Raw genomic sequence first — 14,895 nt, forward strand, 5'->3', positions numbered from 1 at the left:
CGACCTTTCACTCGCAACGGCTATCGCTACGAACTCGACGCGTCGGGCGTCGTTCGGCCTCCTGATCCGCGCGCTGCGCGTACCAGGAGTTCCGGACTTGACACCAACGCCTTGCGCCACGGAAGTACCCCGTCGATCTCGATCTGAATCGACAGGCTCAACACGGTCCGAATCAGAACGATCATGCCCAGAACTGCGGCGTCGGTCAGCGACGGTGAAGACGTCACAGTCTTCACCAGATCAGCGGCGACAAGGATCTCGAGCCCGAGAAGGATGACCGCACCCATCGTCTCGCGCAGAGTGCGAAACGCTGAACTACCGTCGCGCGTTCGACTCCAGGCGCGCCCCGCGATCACGAATGCGAACACGAACCCGAGGACCATGGCGACAACACCGAGTACTTCGAACCATTCGGTGACAAGCTCGAAGAACCTGATTTTGTCCATGATCATGATTCTCGAGGTAATGCACCGATAAGTCGAGGTGACACGACGGAGTCAGCTGAAGATCCGCTCGATGTCGTCGAGTCGCAGCTCGGTCGCGCGAGGAGAATAGCCCGAGCCCCACAGGCTGTCGTCGACGTAATGGACGTTCCCCGAGCGGACAGCGGGAAGACGCTCCCAGAGCGGGTTCATTGCCAACTGCGCGCGGACGTCCTGCTGGTCCTGGAATGCACCCACGATGATCACGTCGCTGGTCACCTGATCGAGTTGCTCCGCTGTGAGTGTGCGGGTGAACTCCTCCGATGTAGCTCGATCGCCCGGGAAACCGAGAGCATCGAGAAGAGCGTCGACCTGGTTGTAGACGACACCGTTTTCGCCGGTACGCAGCAGCGTCACCGACGGTAGCGAGCCGAGGGCCGAGAGCCGATCCTTGATTGTGAGGAGGCGCTCTTCCGTTCTCGCGTTCAATTCCGCAGCAGCTTCTTCCTGTCGGACCGCGACGCCCATCGAGGTGACCAACTTCTTCATCTCGTCCCACGTGAGGTACCCGTTGAAGCCGGCGAACACTGGAACACCGGTCGCAGAGAGTTCGTCGTAGGACTTTGCCGCATAAGCATTTCCGGCGGTCAGGAGCATGACGATCAGATCCGGCGACGCGCCGATGATCGCTTCCTTGTTCCACGTTCCCGCCGTGCCGAGGTTCGGGATGTTCGCCGCCTCCGGCATCGTGCGCAACACCGCGTCGCCGCCCACCCCTTCGAGACCGAAGAAGCCGCCGACGATCTTCTCCGGCGGCACACCGAGGTCGAGGACCGTCGCCATGGCGCTGACGTGGGCGATGACCATTCGCTGCGGATCCGACGGAATCTCGACACTGCCCGTCTCATCCTGCACTGTGACGAGACCACTTGGCGCCGAGCCGTTTTCGTCGCTGCTGCACGCTGCCAGCAATGTCGCAGCCGCGACACCGAGCCCGGCGCCGAGGAATCCCCTGCGTGTCAGCGCATCGACGATGCGTTCCCACTGCTCGTCTGTATCGAGTGTGGTGTTATCGAGTGCGGGCGCCAGGCAGATCGAGTTCGGCACAGTTCGGTCCATTCGTTCGAGCGGTCGAAGATCTCCTCGATTGTGGCTATCGAACCGTCGAAACTGAACAGGATTTCGAGCCGACATCTATCGCTGTCCGGTCACACCTTCTTGACGACGCTCGACTTCAATTGCATCGGTCCGATGCCGTCGACCTTGCAGTCGATGTCGTGGTCGCCAACGCCCTGGACAAGGCGGATGTTGCGCACTTTCGTACCTGACTTGATGCCGGTCGGACTGCCCTTCACCTTGAGCGTCTTGACGACCGTCACCGTGTCTCCGTCCGCAAGGATGTTGCCTACGGCATCTTTCACCACACCCAGTTTCACCACACCCGAGTCCTCGCCGGCACTATCGGTCGGCGCCCACTCGTGCGCGCAGGACGGGCAGACCATCAACGCGCCCATCTCGTAGGTGTATTCGCCGGCGCATTCGGGGCAAGGGGGCAAGGTGTCTTCCACGCGGTTCATCCTATCCACCAGGCACCCGATCCCCATTTTTGCATTTCATGAGGCATTCTTGGGCGAAATATTGCATTCGATGAAACTTTGCACTCTGTGCAATTATGGATGAAATGGGAACCGAAACTCTCGGATTGCGCGAACGAAAACGAATTGCGACGAGGCAGCTGATCGAGCACACTGCCGTCGAACTCGTCCTCGACCTGGGCTATGACGAAGTGACCGTCGAGAAGATCTGCGAGGCCTGCAATCTGTCGACCCGCACGTTCTTCAACTACTTCCCCACCAAGGACGCGGCGATCGGTGGGCTCATGCTCGTCGTGCCAAGTGAGGCAACCATGCTCACGCTCATCGGCGAGCACCCGGACGATCCGCTGCGCGGCGCCCTCGCGGTCTTCGAGGCGGCGATGCAGATCGTCGACGAGCGACCCGATCTGCTCGCGCATCGACGCGAATTGTTCGAACGTCATCCCACGCTGTTGCAACAACATCTGGCCACCTTCCACGATCTTGAAGACACGCTCACCCGGATCCTCACGCGGGAGTTGTCGCACAGAACCGAGTATCGCCGCCTGCACTCGGATACAGCCGCTGCCGACGAAGCCACGGCAACGGTCATCACCGCAGGCGCCGCGATGCGTTACGTCTTCCGAAAATGGCAGAACAGTGAACGGGCAAGCCCCAGAACCGACTTGCTTGATCCGGCACTACTCCTGATGGCTCGAATACTCAGGTCCGAGAGCTGATCCACACTCTCTCGCACCAGCTGTCACTCAACTAAGGAACTACATGTCCACTCGAGAAGCTGCGACCGTCGAGCCCGACGGCACGCATACCGATACCGAGGCCGCGCCGGACAAACGGTCGATCATCCTCGTTTTTGTCGGGCTTATGATCACGATGCTTCTGGCATCGCTCGACCAGATGATCTTCAGCACCGCGCTCCCGACCATCGTGGGTGAATTGAACGGCGTCAACCACATGGTCTGGGTGACGACGGCATACATCCTCGCCTCGACCGTCATGATGCCGGTGTACGGAAAACTCGGTGACCTGATCGGGCGCAAGGGCCTCTTCATCGGCGCCATCAGCATTTTCATCGTCGGTTCGGTGATCGGCGGTCTGTCCCACGACATGACCACACTCATCGCTGGTCGAGCCGTGCAAGGACTCGGCGGCGGCGGATTGATCCTGCTGTCCCAGGCGATCATCGCCGACGTCGTCCCTGCCAGGCAACGCGGCCGGTACATGGGTGCGATGGGCGGCGTGTTCGCACTGGCTTCGGTTGCCGGCCCCCTTCTCGGTGGATGGTTCACCGAGGGCATCGGCTGGCGCTGGGCATTCTGGATCAACATCCCCCTCGGGCTCCTCGCAATCGCGAGCGCAATGGCATTCCTTCACCTGCGGAAGCCGAACCTCGGCAAACCTCGCATCGACTATCTGGGAATGGTCCTCGTCGCAACGGCCGCAACCTGTCTGATCCTGTTCACCACCTGGGGCGGCAACACCTACGCCTGGGGGTCAGGCGTCATCATCGGGTTGATCATCGGCTGCATCGTGACCGCAGTGGCGTTTGTCTTCGTCGAGAAGCGTGCTGACGAACCGGTCATTCCGATGCACCTGTTCGCTCAACGAAACTTCGTGTTGACCACGGTCGCGGGTCTGATCATCGGCATCGCGATGTTCGGTGCGCTCGCCTACCTGCCGACCTACATCCAGATGGTGACCGGTAAGAACGCCACCGAAGCAGGACTGATGATGATTCCGATGATGGCAGGCCTGCTGGTCGCCTCCATCGGATCCGGTCAGCTGGTCAGCAAGACCGGCCGCTACAAGATCTTCCCCATCGTCGGAACATCCATCGTCGCAGTCGCTCTTGTCCTGCTCTCACGTCTGACGCCGTCGACCTCACTGCTGGTCTTCGGTTGCTACATCGCACTCATGGGTATCGGCCTCGGCCTCGTCATGCAGATCTTGATCTTGATCGTGCAGAACACCTTCCCCGCGGCCGAAGTGGGAACGGCCACCGCGTCGAACAACTTCTTCCGTCAGATCGGTGCGTCGTTGGGCAGCGCGATCGTGGGCAGCCTGTTCGCCTCGCGTCTGACCAATCTCCTGGCCGAGCGACTCCCCGCGAATGGCGGCGCGGTCGGTGGTGACGAGAACTCCTTGACCCCGGGAATCCTCTGGAAGTTGCCCAGCCAGGTTCGCGAGATCATCGTCGGTGCGTACAACGACGCGCTGGCGCCGATCTTCCTGTACCTCGTCCCCTTGGTCATCGCGGCGGTTGTCCTGTTGCTCTTCGTCAAGGAGAAGCCACTCGCGACGACGATCGATCGCTCGGCACCCCCGCTCGAGTAATTGACTATCGTGGCGTGATGTCGCACGCACCGAATACGCCCAGACGCACTCTCGCTGTTCTGGGCGTATTCGGCGTTGTGGTGGTCGTAGTTGTCGCCGGCGCACTGTGGTGGTTCGCGAGCGGCGACGACGCTCTTGCCGGCGAGAATCTCGATTCGTTCCCGGCCGTCGACCACGGCATTCTCAGCGCTCAGCAGAGTGCGCTGCTGGGCGTCCTCGAGCAGGAGTGGGAGTCAGGGAGCCCCGGCACCAAATACGCCGAGGGTGTCGAAGAATCGTGGTGTGCCGATTTCGTGAGCTGGTCGATGAACCAGATCGGCACGCCGTTCTCGAACCCCAACTCAGGGTCGTGGCGCATCCCCGGGGTGTACACGCTGCAGGAGTATTACGAGTCGGTCGACGCGTTTGTCCCCTACGGTCAGGACTACCAGCCCAAGGTCGGCGACACGATCCTGTACGGCGACTCGAGCCCCTTCGGCCAACACGTCAACGTCGTTCTGGTCAACGACGGCGGCACTCTGACGACCGTCGGCGGCAACGAGAACAACAAGGTCATGCTCCATCGCATCGTCCCGTCGGAAGTCCCGGGGATCGTCGGGTTCGGCGTCATCTGAGCCACCCCGCCGTCTTTGCGTGATGAAACTTGATTGTTGCGAGCGGTGAGATTTCCGAATTGGTTCAACCGTTGATTGGTGCAAACTGATCGACATTGTTCGGATAATTCAGTGTTTCCGTCGTCGACAGATATCTATATCGAACGAAGGATCAGACCTGGCAACTAGATTCATATCCAGCTGCCCCCTACCTCAGACAGGAATTCGATGCGCCCTGGTGAGCTGACCACCCTCGAGCAGATACAGCTCATGGCCCGCGCGGCTGCTGCGCAGGCCATGAGCACGCCGTCGATGCTCCGGCTGCGGCTCGGCCGCTACCCCACTCGCACACCCGAGCTGCGCAAACGCCCACTCCCGGACACCAAGCTGTGCAGCGAAGCGCTCGATCACGCCAGAGGAACCCTCTCCCCCGCGATCTTGAACCACAGCCTGCGCTGCTGGATCTGGGCCGACGCCTTCGCGCAGATCGATGCGATCGAGTACGACCCCGAAGATCTCTTCACTGCGTGCACCCTTCACGATGTCGGACTGGGCGCAGAAGGATCGGCCGAGCACGGGTGTTTCACCTACATCAGTGCCGCAGACGCAGAAGAACTCGCGACCCGAGTGGGAACTTCGGAGAGGTCGGTACGGCGAATCGGCGAAGCGATCCGTCTACACATGGATCTGACCGTCGACCGCGGCACGGGCGCTGACGCCTATCTACTGCATGCCGCAGCGCATTTCGACGTTGCCGGTCGGCGTGCGCCCGAAATTCCGCGAGCAACTGTTGATGCAACAATCGCGGAGTACCCGCGAACAGGGTTCACCGACGAGTTCGCGCAATCGATGCGGCGCGAGGTCGAGCTCCGTCCGCACTCTCGCGCGGCGACGCTCTGGAGATCGGGAATGGCCCTGCCGTTGCGTACCAATCCCCTGGATTGGAAGAGCCGGTAACTACGAAAAGTCCTCGAGCACTGCAGTTCGCGGCCCTCCGACGTTCCCGGTATTCACCACGCCGACGGGTTCGATCAACATCAATTCCGCTTCTTCCTCGGCGATCGGGCAATGTTCGACTCCGCGAGGTACCACGAACAGTTCACCGGGCCCCAGTGGAACATCTCCGTTTCGGAGTTGGATTCGAATCTGCCCCTTCGTCACCAGGAACATTTCGTCGGTGTCGGTGTGGGAGTGCCAGACGAATTCACCTTTGATCTTGACGATCTTGATCTCGTAATCATTGAGGACCGCAATCTTCTTGGGCGACCAGTGCTCGGTGAACTGACCGAACTTCTCGCGGAGCGATACCGCTGTTGCCGAACTGTTCATGTTGTTCCTCCCTCGGGCGCGCCACCACCGCGATGACGACCCCGCCACTCTTCGTCACCCGCGGCAGCTGCGTCTTGTACGTTTCTGACATGGATCCCCGCGGCGCACAGATCACCGCGTGGGCACCGGGCCTCGCGGGAATCACCGAGGTCTTCCATGCCGATTTCGTCGGACACGCCTATCCCAAACACACGCACGATCAGTGGTCTCTGATGCTCGTCGACCGGGGCACGATTGCATACGACCTCGATCATCGCGCTCATGGCGCAGCACCCGAGATCGTGACTCTGTTGCCGCCAGGCATCGCACACGACGGAGTTCCGGTCACCGAGGCCGGATTTCGTCAACGAATCCTTTACCTCGACACGTCAGTTCTCGGTGAGGTCCTCATAGGCCCGGCGGTGGACAGCCCCGAGATTCGAGACCCTCTGCTGCGCCACCGCATCGATCAACTGCACTCTGCACTCGGCCCACACGGCGAATCACTCGAAGCCGAAAGTCGCCTGGGGTTCCTCGCTGAAAGATTGAACGAGGTCCTCACACCGGCCACAGGTCGATCCCGTCACATGCCGACCGTTGACGAACGCGTTGCCGATCAACTTCGGGACCTGCTCGATGCGCGACTCACAACGGGAATCACGATGCGGGAAGCGTCGAACATCCTGCAACGGAACCCCACGTATCTGATCAAGAACTTCGCGAAGCATTTCGGGCTTCCGCCTCACAAGTACGTGACGGGACGTCGAATCGATCTGGCGCGACGCGCAATCCTCGCCGGGCGCGAATTGGCGGACGTGGCCGTCGACGTCGGATTCCACGATCAATCCCACCTGTCGCGGCACTTCGTCAAGCATGTCGGGGCGCCGCCCGGTAAATACGCACTGAACGTGGTCGGCAGAGCGCGCTAGTCGAAGCACCTGGCACCGGTTTCGTCGAGCAGACACTGGTTCCGATCAGCTGGAGTCTGTGTCCACTGAATGAAAACGGTGTCAGGTCCCAACGATCAAGCAGCCGTCTCGAGGTCGACCAGGAGGAAGTCCTCGCGCCGCGGCCCGTATTCACGATCGGTCAGCTGATACGAGCGCAACGCGCGAGGCGCGCGGGCCAACTCGTAGAACCGCTCGGACCCGGACACGAACTGCCTCGATGCCCAACCCCAGTTCGGGCCGTGCGGAAACTTCGGGTCGGGCAGCATGTCGGACTCCATCGACATCACCCGTAGACGGCGAACCACTCCGGTAGTTGAGGCATTCTCGTCGAAATCGGTCCACGCCTGACGGGCATTTGTGTCGTCACGAGGAGTTCCGGCGCGTAGTTGCAAAGCGCCCGCGGCTTCGATCCGAGACGGCAACGGTGGTTCGGCGTCGAACATGAATTGCAGTGCACCGACGCGACCGACCGCCGGCTGGACCGGCTCCCGGATGTCTGACCCGTCGCGAGGCAGTCTCCACATCAATGGTTTCGAACTCGTTCGCACTTCCGCCGTCAAGAGCCACGCCGGCTCGACTACCGCCCACCTGCTCGGGCTGTCGACATTCCAGGAGAGTCCCCACCGGACGGTCTCCCCCAATTCAGGAGGAACGAACCACCGAAGACGCAGAGCGTCGACCACTACCGGCGTGATCATCGTGTCGAAGTTCGCCGACGCACCGACCACTCGACCGGCTCCACCGCATCGTCCAGCCCGAGAACCACGCGAGCTGCATTGCGCCCTTGATCGAACAGGGACTGGCGAACTGTGGTCAAGCCCGCGTCCGATGCGGCTGTTGTGTCGTCCCATCCGACGACTGCGACATCGTCGGGCAGCGCGAGGCCGAGTTCACGGATCGCGTCCAGAACCCCCAGAGCCAGTTCGTCACTCATCGTCAAGATGACATCGGGCCTTCGGCCCTCGGGAACGTCGAGAAGGGACCGAGCCATCCGCGCACCCTCGCTCCGCTCGTTGACGGTGACGACCCCCACCCGCACCGAGGGCCAATCGAGGCCCGCGTCGCGGACGGCGCGCTCGTAGCCCTCGAGCCGATGCCGGGACACCGGAAAGAAGGCTTCACTTGAAACCACGTCCATCCGAATCTCGGACCGACGCTCACGATCCCACGGAAGGCTGATCACCGCGGGCCGCTGCGCCCCCGACAACCCGACTGCCGCGATCGCAACGGCGCCGGCAACATCGTCCATCCCGACGAGATCCACACCCTCGTGCAACGGCCCACCCTGGATGCATGCGGGTTTTCCGGTGCCGACAATCGCGTCGAGGATGGGATCGTCGAAGACGGTGGTCCAGACGACAAAACCGTCTACTGCCGCGTCGCGAACTCTGTCGACGTCTCCCGGTTTCCCCGAGTTCGGCAGCATCATCAGCCCGGCGTTCGCATCCAGGCACGCTTCGGCGACTCCCGAGAGGAATCGCCGAGCTACTGCGTCTTCGAAGGCGTACGTCAGCTTCTCGCTGAAGACGACCGCGATGTTGTTGAATTTCCCGCTCCGCAAGGACTGCGCCGCCCGGTTAGGGCCCGCGTACTCGAGCTCTTCGGCGGCGGCGAACACCTTGGCTCGCGTTGATTCAGACACGCGCTCGGGCTGAGCGAAGGAGTACGACACCGACATCACCGACACGCCTGCGGCCTTGGCGACGTCGGCCATCGTCGGTCGCCTCGAACGCTGCGCACGTATGGCCATGAGCATCAGCATAGCGAGTGCAGAATATCCATTGCGCAGGTGTGTATCGATACATGTATCGTTACACAACATGACTGTTCGACTGCCGAAGGCAACCACGCTACGGCTGATGACACTGGCCGGAGCAGCCTTCGCCTACGTGACGGCCGAAATGCTCCCCGTCGGACTGCTCAGCGAAATCTCGACGGACCTCGACGTCACCGAAGGGCGTGTCGGCCTACTGCTGACCTTCTACGCATACGGTGTCGCGGCCTTGACGCTTCCGCTGATCGGAGCGGTCAAAACCTGGCAGCGCCGACGTGTTGTCGTTCTGACGGTGGCCACCCTCGCGGTGTCGCAACTGGTCGCAGCATTGGCCGTCAACTATCCGATGCTGGTGATCGGACGATTGCTCCGCGCTGCGACGCACGGAGTGTTCTGGGCTGTCGTTGCCCCGGTCGCAGCCACCCTGGTTCCGCGCGGACAACAGGGCAAGGCAATCGCGATGGTGTATGCCGGTACGTCTCTCGCATTTGTTCTCGGAGGTCCACTGTCTTCGGCGATCGGCCAGTCCTGGGGTTGGCGGACTGCGTCGGCGGCAATCGGCGCGGTGGCAGTGGTCATCGCTTTCTCACTGCATCGTGCGTTGCCCGAAATGTCGGTCGATCAACACCATCGGAGCAAGCGAGACAAGCCGAAGCCGACACCGGAGATGAAACGGGCACTCGCCGTCATCTGCGCGGCAACGCTGTTTGCCGCCCTGGGGCAGTTCGCTTCGTACACGTTCTTCACACTTCTGGTGGAGGAAAGCCTCGGCTCGTCCGGTGGCATCCGTACCGCGATGCTTCTGGTCTACGGCGCCGCCGGCGCAGTCGGAGTGTGGGTCGCCGGCAAGTACTACGACCGCCGACCGCGTCTCTTCACGCTCATCTCGATCGCGACGGTGGCAGGCGCGCTGGCCATCTTCTGGCTCTTGGCGCCGTCGATGGGAGCGTTCGCCGTCGTCGCCACGATCTTGTGGGGTGCGGCGTTCACCACCGTTCCGATCTGCCTCCAATCCTCGGTTCTGCGCGCCGTTCCGATCGGGACCGACCGAGCCTCCGCCGTCTACGTCGTCGTGTTCCAGATCGCGATTGCAACGGGCGCTCTGCTCGGCTCTGCCGTCGTCGACGGTGGCGGGCTCTCACATCTGGCGGGCATCGGGGCCACTCTGATGATCGGTTCGTTGGTGATAGTCGGGTTCGGCCGACGCGCATTTCCCCGCGAACCGCAGCGGTCTACTCACTCCCCCACCGACGCGGCAGCGACGGTCGCGTCGTAGATCAGGGTGTATCGCCAGAACAGTCGTCTCCTGATCCGGCTACCTGGCAAATACAACGCGGCCGCGCGTCGGACGTCAGCCATCGACTCACTCGATTCCGCGGTGGGAACCGTCATCGCCTTCAGTGGCTCGGAGGCAACCCGTCGATGCTTGACGACGCCGACGACGGGATTGCACACGGTCGCCAACACCGACAGGAGTGCGTCGGTTGCTGTGGTCGATCGATAACACCCGACCACGACGAGCCGCCCACCCGATTCGAGCAGGCCGCTCAGCCGCTTCATCGACTCTTCGAGTGGAAGATGATGCAACGCCGCGACGACTGTGATCGCGTCGTACTTCGCCTCGTATGCAAAGTCCTCGATCCGCCGTGCTTCGATGATCACGTTCTCGTCGTCGACAAACCTTGCGCGCACGGCGGCCGACGTTGTCAGGTCGGGTTCCACACCGACCACCACGTCGAACCGCCGCCGCAAGAGGTCGATCAGATTGCCGGTCCCGCTCCCCACGTCGAGAGCGCGACCGGACCTGACCCCGCGCAGATTACGTAGAACCCACCGGCCGTAGTGATCGTTGTGACTCCACGGATGGCGTCGGTTGAAACCGTCCAAGCGCGCAATCACACCCATACCCGACGGTATCAATCCGAGCCCGGGCACCGGCCGTCACAACCGCGGGTCGACCGGCTCCGATTCGAGAGCCAACACTGCGAACACGGCCTGGTGCGCTCGCCACAAAGGTTCACGGTCGACGAGCCTGGATACCGCCTCCATGCCGAGCGCGTACTCGCGCAGCGCCATCGACTGCTTGTGTCCGAGGTTGCGGTTACGCAATCTCGCAAGAGTCGACGGTTCGAGGTAGTCGGCACCGTAGATCAATCGCAGGTACTCCCGGCCGCGGACCTTGATCCCCGGCTGAACCTTCGCGTTGTACCCCCGCGGTCCGTGAATCTGATTCGCCAGCGGTTTGACGACCATCCCCTCACCACCGTCACCGGTGAGCGACTCCCACCACGTCGTCGCTTCGGACACCGAGTCCTCGGAACCGAGATCGACGACCAGGCGACGTGTGGTGGTAAATCGACTCGGGTCGGCCGCTGCCAGGCGGTCCGAAACACCGAGGTGCCATTCGTGATCCCGTTCCCCGTACGACTTGCCCTCGGCCGCCAGAATCTGGAACGGCGCGATGGTGACGCCGTCCAGTCCGTTCGTCGGCCACACGTACCGTCGGTACGCCTCGCCGAAGCGCTCGATACTGGCGGCCCGAACAGTTGTCTGTTCCAACATCTCCGCCACGTCCAGGCCCCGCGACCCGGCCTGCGCCAACACGGCCTCGCGGGCTGTGAGGTCTGATCGCCCGGCCGCCGCGACCGACGCGTACTGCGAGCGCAGCAGACCTTCCGCTTTGACGTTCCACGGCAACAATTCGCAGTCGAGGAGCAGCCAGTCGGTGCCCAACTCTTCCCACAACGCAGCGGAGGTGACTGCGGCGGCGATGTCGTCGATCAACTGCTGAGTCAGGTCGTCGTCGAAGAACTGGCGGCCGGTGCGGGTGTGCACCATCCCGCTGAGCGCATCCGGTGCGTCGAAGCGGGACTGAGCAACCGATCGATCACGGCACACGAGCACCACTGCCCGCGAACCCATGTGCTTCTCTTCGCAGATCACTGTTCCGATTCCGCCGGCCCGGTATGCGTCGAACGCGGTCGACGGGTGTTCCAGATAATCATCGGATTGGGCGCTCGCGCAGGGCGCCATGGTCGGCGGTAGGTACCGCAGCCATTGCGGCGCGACGGCGAATCGGCTCATCACTTCCAAGGCACCGGCAGCGTTGTCGGTGCGAACGGACACTCGACCGCGCAGTTCGGTGTCGACGCCTGTTGTTTCGAGGACGTCGGCGAGATCGAGCACGTCCGGATCGCGAGTCGGCGGTGCCAGCGGTACCACCGGCTCGTACCAAACCTGCTCCGCCGGAACCGACACGATCTCTCGTTCCGGGTATCGAAGGGCGGTGAGGGATCCACCGAACACACAGCCGGTGTCGAGGCACGCGGTGTTGTTGATCCATTCCACCTCGTGCACCGGCGTGTGACCGTAGAGGACCATGGCTGATCCTCGGTAGTCCTGCGCCCACGGGTATCGAACGGGCAAGCCGAATTCGTCCGTCTCACCGGTGGTTTCACCGTAGAGCGCAAAGCTTCGCACTCGGCCGGACGCCCTGTTGTGGTAGTCCTCCTTGAGACCGGCGTGCGCGACAACGAGTTTGCCGTCGTCCAGGACGAGGTGCGCGACGAGACCGTCACAGAAGTCGACGACGCTTTCGCGGAACTCCGCCGACTCGGTGGCCATCTGCTCGAGGGTCTCGGCGAGTCCGTGACTCGGCGTGACCTTCTTACCGCGCAGCGCCTTGACGAGTTTGTTCTCGTGGTTGCCCGGAACCGCTATCGCATGTCCCGCCGCGACCATCCCCATGACCAGACGCAGCACACCGACCGAATCCGGACCTCGATCCACGTAGTCACCGAGGAAGACGGCAGTTCGCCCGTCCGGCGGCACCGCATCGACAGCTCTGCCATCCGTCCCGAAGTCGACGGTGTAGCCGAGTTTCACGAGGAGCGTCTCGAGCTCACTTCGACATCCGTGGATGTCACCGATGACGTCGAACGGACCACGCTCGACACGCAGATCGCTGCGGAGCGGGTGGCGCAAGAATGTGGCTTCGGAAACCGCGTCCTCACCTCTGAGGATGTGAACCGAACGGAAGCCTTCCTTACCCAACCCGCGGAGCGAGCGAGTCAACTGTTGGTGCTGGCGGCGAATCACGTCGCGTCCGAACGTCCGATCAGAGCGAGCGTCGTTTCGTGCAGAACAGACCGATTCCGGAACATCGAGCACGACTGCCACCGGCAGTATGTCGTGCTCGCGAGCCAACGCAACGAGTCGCTTGCGCGCAGCGGGCTGCACGTTGGTCGCGTCGACCACCGTGAGGCGTCCGCGTCGCAAACGCTTGGCCGCGACGAACTCCAGCACTTCGAAAGCATCGGACGTCGACTCCTGTGAGTTCGGATCGTCACTGACCCACCCTCTGAATGTGTCACTCGAGAGGGTTTCGTAGTCACCGAAGTGGCGCGCCGCAAAGGTCGACTTTCCCGAGCCACTGACGCCGATGAGTACTACCAAGGCGAGATCTGGAATCTCGTACACCGTCATGACGTTCGTGCCTCCTTCGTGAAGATTGCCATCTGTGTCGGCCCGCCGAGGACCGGATCAATTGCTCCGATAAATTCGAACTCCACGCAATAGCCGTGGACTCGGGCCGTTTCGGTTGCCCAGTCGTCGAATTGGGTCCGGGAGAACTCGAACCTGTGATCGGGGTGCCTGAACTCTCCCGCGGCCAACGCCGGATACAGCACGTTGTAGTCGGCATTCGGAGTAGTCAGCAGCACATACTGCGGTGCTGCGTCCACGAAGACCGATCTGACCAGCGCCGGCAGGCGCGCCGTGTCGACGTGCTCGACCACCTCCATCAGCACGGCTGCGTCGAAGCCTTTCAAGCGTGCGTCGCGGTACGTCGCGGACGACTGCATCAAAGACACACGTTCACGCTGGACGTCGGACATTTCGGTGAACTTCAATCTGCGTTGCGCCCGTGTCAGTTCGCGCGCGCTCACATCGACGCCGACAAGTTTGTCGAATCGAGCGTGCGGCATCAGCGCCTCGAGCAATTTACCTTCGCCACAACCGATGTCGACAATTGTTCTCACGTGCAGTCGCTGAAGCGTCGCCAAAACTGCGTCGACGCGAAGGCGTGCCAGCGGCGGATCCGGTCTCGGTGCTTCGATCTGCGCCTCAGCTTGTTCGGGAATCAGTCGATCGACCACCGATTCGACCAGGTCGCGTCGACGAGCCAGGTAGCGGGACATGATCAGCGCGGAATCCGGATGCGACGCCAACCACTCTCCAGCGACGCGGATCAATTTGTCTGCCTCGTCAGGTCCCACCCAGTAGTGCTTCACATCGTCGAGGACGGGCAACAGCACGTAGAGGTGCCGTAGGGCACTCTGCACCGTGTGTTCCCCGGTCAGTGTCAGCGACACGAAGTCGGAGTTTCCCCACGTCGGTAGGTGCGGATCAAGCTGCACCGGTATCGCGGTCACGTCCCAGCCCAGCGGCTCGAACAGCCGACGAGGCAATTCCGCATCGCCGCCACACGGAACCACCGGAATCGAGACGGTCAACGCGAGTTCGGCTCCGACGAGTTCCGGGTGCGACTTGCACGTTCCCGTCAACGCGGTGCGAAACAGCTTCGACAGAGCAACCGAGAGTATGGACGACGCCGCATACGGCCGATCGTTGACGTACTCCCCCAGCGAAAAGTTGTCGCCACTCTTGCCTCGTCGATACCTACTCTGCACAAGTTCGATGGGGTCGACGTCCACAATCACTGCCACCGTGGTCTTTTCGGCCGAGGCCTCCGGGTACAGGACCGTGGCGGTGCCGATCGCCAAGTCGAAGCTTTGCACGCGGTCGGGATGTTTGTGCAGCAGGTAGCTCAACGCGGTCGCATCAGGAGTCTGCGGGGTCGGGGTGGACGTCAGTGTGAGTAGCACCAGGCGAATGTAGCCCGGCAAACGTCCGGGGCGC

The 14,895-nt window shown here is 62.2% G+C and carries 15 protein-coding genes; 6 read left to right on the plus strand and 9 right to left on the minus strand.

Annotated features, from left to right (window positions below):
* Window positions 1-26 precede the first annotated feature (26 nt).
* The 3 genes from H7C86_RS23070 to H7C86_RS23080 form a co-directional block, all read right to left on the minus strand.
* Window positions 27-446: a DUF1622 domain-containing protein gene (locus tag H7C86_RS23070; RefSeq protein ID WP_007728052.1), complete on the minus strand. Its 420-nt coding sequence runs from the start codon at window positions 444-446 to the stop codon at window positions 27-29.
* A 51-nt stretch (window positions 447-497) separates the two neighbouring features.
* Window positions 498-1,529: an ABC transporter substrate-binding protein gene (locus H7C86_RS23075; protein ID WP_259349279.1), complete on the minus strand. Its 1,032-nt coding sequence runs from the start codon at window positions 1,527-1,529 to the stop codon at window positions 498-500.
* A 101-nt stretch (window positions 1,530-1,630) separates the two neighbouring features.
* Window positions 1,631-1,999, minus strand: a complete 369-nt coding sequence (locus H7C86_RS23080; protein WP_019748349.1) for a zinc ribbon domain-containing protein YjdM — start codon at window positions 1,997-1,999, stop codon at window positions 1,631-1,633.
* Between the two features lie 104 nt (window positions 2,000-2,103).
* On the opposite strand from H7C86_RS23080, the gene H7C86_RS23085 reads away from it, so the two are divergent.
* From H7C86_RS23085 to H7C86_RS23100, 4 genes are all read left to right on the plus strand, one after another.
* The gene (locus H7C86_RS23085) at window positions 2,104-2,736 is read left to right on the plus strand and encodes a TetR/AcrR family transcriptional regulator (RefSeq protein WP_024487257.1); all 633 of its coding nucleotides are present in this window, start codon (window positions 2,104-2,106) and stop codon (window positions 2,734-2,736) included.
* Window positions 2,737-2,779: 43 nt separating this feature from the next.
* Complete coding sequence (locus H7C86_RS23090; RefSeq protein WP_020969565.1) at window positions 2,780-4,351, plus strand: MDR family MFS transporter; 1,572 nt, start codon at window positions 2,780-2,782, stop codon at window positions 4,349-4,351.
* 14 nt (window positions 4,352-4,365) lie between these two features.
* The gene (locus H7C86_RS23095) at window positions 4,366-4,965 is read left to right on the plus strand and encodes a CHAP domain-containing protein (protein WP_372461235.1); all 600 of its coding nucleotides are present in this window, start codon (window positions 4,366-4,368) and stop codon (window positions 4,963-4,965) included.
* Between the two features lie 207 nt (window positions 4,966-5,172).
* Entirely contained in the window at window positions 5,173-5,901 is a 729-nt protein-coding gene (locus tag H7C86_RS23100; RefSeq protein WP_182262298.1) for an HD domain-containing protein, read from the plus strand.
* Here H7C86_RS23100 and H7C86_RS23105 read toward each other — a convergent pair whose 3' ends face one another.
* Window positions 5,902-6,273, minus strand: coding sequence for a cupin domain-containing protein (locus H7C86_RS23105; RefSeq protein WP_182262299.1), 372 nt, complete (start codon window positions 6,271-6,273; stop codon window positions 5,902-5,904).
* 89 nt (window positions 6,274-6,362) lie between these two features.
* Here H7C86_RS23105 and H7C86_RS23110 point away from each other — a divergent pair, with 89 nt between their 5' ends.
* The gene (locus H7C86_RS23110) at window positions 6,363-7,181 is read left to right on the plus strand and encodes an AraC family transcriptional regulator (RefSeq protein ID WP_084325968.1); all 819 of its coding nucleotides are present in this window, start codon (window positions 6,363-6,365) and stop codon (window positions 7,179-7,181) included.
* 95 nt (window positions 7,182-7,276) lie between these two features.
* Here H7C86_RS23110 and H7C86_RS23115 read toward each other — a convergent pair whose 3' ends face one another.
* On the minus strand, window positions 7,277-7,900 hold the full coding sequence (locus H7C86_RS23115) for a hypothetical protein (protein WP_232253455.1): 624 nt from the start codon (window positions 7,898-7,900) through the stop codon (window positions 7,277-7,279).
* Window positions 7,897-8,952 carry a LacI family DNA-binding transcriptional regulator gene (locus H7C86_RS23120; protein WP_259349280.1) on the minus strand — a complete coding sequence of 352 codons (1,056 nt, stop codon included), beginning with the start codon at window positions 8,950-8,952 and terminating at the stop codon, window positions 7,897-7,899. Before H7C86_RS23120 ends, H7C86_RS23115 begins: the two co-directional genes overlap by 4 nt.
* Before the next feature lie 70 nt (window positions 8,953-9,022).
* Here H7C86_RS23120 and H7C86_RS23125 point away from each other — a divergent pair, with 70 nt between their 5' ends.
* Window positions 9,023-10,252, plus strand: a complete 1,230-nt coding sequence (locus H7C86_RS23125; RefSeq protein ID WP_182262301.1) for an MFS transporter — start codon at window positions 9,023-9,025, stop codon at window positions 10,250-10,252.
* On the opposite strand, the gene H7C86_RS23130 is transcribed toward H7C86_RS23125, so the two are convergent.
* The 3 genes from H7C86_RS23130 to H7C86_RS23140 are packed head-to-tail and all read right to left on the minus strand — an operon-like array spanning window position 10,213 to window position 14,882.
* Window positions 10,213-10,881, minus strand: a complete 669-nt coding sequence (locus H7C86_RS23130) for a bifunctional 2-polyprenyl-6-hydroxyphenol methylase/3-demethylubiquinol 3-O-methyltransferase UbiG (protein WP_182262302.1) — start codon at window positions 10,879-10,881, stop codon at window positions 10,213-10,215. The genes H7C86_RS23125 and H7C86_RS23130 overlap by 40 nt on opposite strands.
* Window positions 10,882-10,917: 36 nt before the next feature.
* Window positions 10,918-13,461, minus strand: a complete 2,544-nt coding sequence (locus tag H7C86_RS23135; protein WP_182262303.1) for a polynucleotide kinase-phosphatase — start codon at window positions 13,459-13,461, stop codon at window positions 10,918-10,920.
* Window positions 13,458-14,882 (minus strand): 3' terminal RNA ribose 2'-O-methyltransferase Hen1, encoded by a 1,425-nt coding sequence (locus H7C86_RS23140; protein WP_153211192.1) that lies wholly within the window; start codon window positions 14,880-14,882, stop codon window positions 13,458-13,460. Before H7C86_RS23140 ends, H7C86_RS23135 begins: the two co-directional genes overlap by 4 nt.
* Window positions 14,883-14,895 lie beyond the last annotated feature (13 nt).

The sequence above is a fragment of the Rhodococcus sp. UFZ-B548 genome, assembly GCF_903819475.1.
Taxonomy (GTDB): Bacteria; Actinomycetota; Actinomycetes; order Mycobacteriales; family Mycobacteriaceae; genus Rhodococcus_F; species Rhodococcus_F erythropolis.